The 2,346-nt window shown below is 71.7% G+C and carries 4 protein-coding genes; 2 read left to right on the top strand and 2 right to left on the bottom strand.

Annotation, left to right across the window (positions count from 1 at the left end; genetic code table 11):
- A partial coding sequence (locus tag AC1DXV_RS33860; RefSeq protein ID WP_477937954.1) for a ComF family protein occupies positions 1-254 on the top strand: 254 nt, incomplete at its 5' end.
- Positions 255-274: 20 nt separating this feature from the next.
- Positions 275-745, top strand: coding sequence for a tRNA (uridine(34)/cytosine(34)/5-carboxymethylaminomethyluridine(34)-2'-O)-methyltransferase TrmL (gene trmL, locus AC1DXV_RS33855; protein WP_477869026.1), 471 nt, complete (start codon positions 275-277; stop codon positions 743-745).
- Positions 746-775: 30 nt separating this feature from the next.
- On the opposite strand, the gene AC1DXV_RS33850 is transcribed toward trmL, so the two are convergent.
- On the bottom strand, positions 776-1,753 hold the full coding sequence (locus AC1DXV_RS33850; protein ID WP_477869028.1) for a Bug family tripartite tricarboxylate transporter substrate binding protein: 978 nt from the start codon (positions 1,751-1,753) through the stop codon (positions 776-778).
- A partial coding sequence (locus AC1DXV_RS33845; protein ID WP_477937953.1) for an NAD(P)H-dependent glycerol-3-phosphate dehydrogenase occupies positions 1,750-2,346 on the bottom strand: 597 nt, incomplete at its 5' end. The genes AC1DXV_RS33850 and AC1DXV_RS33845, both read right to left, overlap by 4 nt.

The raw sequence follows: 2,346 nt of genomic DNA, 5'->3' as shown, positions 1-2,346 counted from the left end.
TGCTGCGGGTGCGCGCCACCGCGCACCAGCTCGACCTGCCGCCCGAGCGGCGCGCGGCGAATGTGCGCGGCGCCTTCGCCGTCGAGCCGCTGCGGCGCGGCGAACTGGTGGGCCGGCACGTCGCGCTGGTCGATGACGTGATGACCAGCGGCGCGACACTGGCCGAGCTGGCACGCGTGCTGAAGCTGGCCGGCGCGACGCGCGTCGAGGCCTGGGTGGTCGCGCGCACGCCGCGCCCCTCGACGAGTGCCTGAGGCCCGCGACAATCGCGCCCATGTTCAACATCGTCCTCGTCCACCCCGAGATCCCGCCGAACACCGGCAACGTGATCCGGCTCGCGGCCAACACCGGCTGTGCACTGCACCTGATCGAGCCGCTCGGGTTCTCGATGGAAGACCGGCTGCTGCGGCGCGCCGGGCTCGATTACCACGAGTTCGCGCCGGTGCGGCGGCATGTGTCATGGCCGGAGTTCCTGGCCGATGCACGCCCCGATCCGTCCCGCCTGTTCGCCTTCACGACGCGTGGCAGCCGGCCGTTTGCAGAAGTTGCGTGGCAAGCAGGCGACTGGCTGGTGTTCGGCTCCGAGACGGCCGGCCTGCCGGCCGACCTGCGCGAGACCTTCCCTGCCAACCAGCGCGTGCGCCTGCCGCTGCGAGAAGGCCAGCGCAGCCTGAACCTCAGCAATGCGGTCGCGGTCGCGGTGTTCGAGGCGTGGCGCCAGAACGGCTACGCCGAAGGGGCGTGAAAGACAACCCGGATTGCCATCCGGGCTACGTCACTCGGGTTGAACGTTCGCCGCCTTGATGACCTTGCCCCAGCGCTCGCGCTCGGTCTTCATCAAACCCGCCAGCGCCTCGGGCGCCGTGCCCGCCGCGCTGAAGTACTGGCCGAGGATCCGGCCGCGCACCTCGTCGGTCTTGATGATGCGCACCAGCTCGGCCGACACCCGGTCGACCACAGCCTGCGGCGTGCGGGCCGGCGCCAGCACCGCCTGCCACGAGATCGCCTCGAAGCCGGCGTAGCCCTGCTCGACGAAGGTCGGCATGTCGGGCAGCGCGCCGAAGCGGCCCAGCGTCGTGACGCCCAGCGCCTTCAGCTTGCCGGCCTTCACCTGCCCGATCGCGATGCCGGGCACCATGAAACCGGCCTGCACCTGGCCGGCCAGGATGGCATTGACCACCTGCGGAAAGCCCTGGTAGGGCACGTGCACGATGTCGAGGCCGGCGCGCGCCTTGAACGATTCCATCGCCAGGTGCGCGGCGCTGCCGTTGCCGACGCTGCCGTAGTTCAGCTGGCCCTTGCGCTGCTTCGCGACGCGCACAAAATCGGCCAGCGTGTCGACGCCGAGCTTCGGGTCGACCACCAGCACGTTCGGCGAGGTCGCGACCAGCGTCACTGGCAGCAGGTCCTTCAACGGGTCGTAGCCGAGCGATTTCGACAGCAGCGGCGCGGTCACCAGCGGCCCCTGGATCGTGAACAGGAAGGTGTAGCCGTCGGGCTCCGCCTTCGCGACCGCGCCGGTGCCCAGGTTGCCGCCGGCACCGGGCTTGTTGTCGACGACGATCGCCTGGCCGAGCGCATGCGCGAGCGGCTCGGCCAGCAGCCGCGCGATGATGTCCGGCGAGCTGCCGGGCGGGAACGGCACGACGAGGCGGATCGGGCGGGCAGGCCAGGCCTGCGCACGCGCCGGCAGGGCGCTCGACAGGGTCACGGCCGCGGCGGCGGCCAGCACATCACGACGGTTCAGGCTCATCCGTTGAAGCTTTCGGGGCGCGCGTCGCGCATCATCAGGCGTTGGATCGACTGATCCGGCGTGCGGCGCCCTTCGAGCACGCTGACCACCGCTTCGGTGATCGGCATGTCGATCGAGCGCGACTGCGCGCGGCGCAGCGCGGTCGCGGCGCACACGACGCCTTCGGCCACATGGCCGAGGTCGGCGAGGATCTTCGGCAGCGGCACGCCGTCGGCCAGCCGCAGGCCAACCTTGCGGTTGCGCGACAGGTCGCCGGTGGCGGTCAGCACCAGGTCGCCGAGGCCGGACAGTCCCATGAAGGTGTCGGGCCGGGCGCCGAGCGCGACCCCCAGCCGCGTCATCTCGGCCAGCCCGCGCGTGATCAGCGCCGCCCGGGCATTGAAGCCGAGGCCCATGCCGTCGGCGATGCCGGTGGCGATCGCCATCACGTTCTTCAGCGCGCCGCCCACCTCGACGCCGATCACGTCGCTGGAGGTGTAGACGCGCAGGCTCTCGCTGTGCAGCGCCGCGACGGCCTGCTCGCAGAGCTCGGCGTCGCCGCTCGCGGCCACCAGCGCCGCCGGCCGGCCGAGCGCGACCTCGAGCGCGAAGGT

Source organism: Rhizobacter sp. P3_C12, assembly GCF_056402735.1.
Note: the sequence above shows the minus strand (reverse complement) of the source record. Positions and strands in the feature narration are given on the sequence as shown.

What these genes read in the sequence shown, in the direction of transcription:
- trmL (WP_477869026.1), top strand. Translation starts at nt 275, where the DNA reads ATGTTCAACATCGTCCTCGTCCACCCCGAGATCCCGCCGAACACCGGC.
- AC1DXV_RS33850 (WP_477869028.1), bottom strand. Translation starts at nt 1,753, where the DNA reads ATGAGCCTGAACCGTCGTGATGTGCTGGCCGCCGCCGCGGCCGTGACC.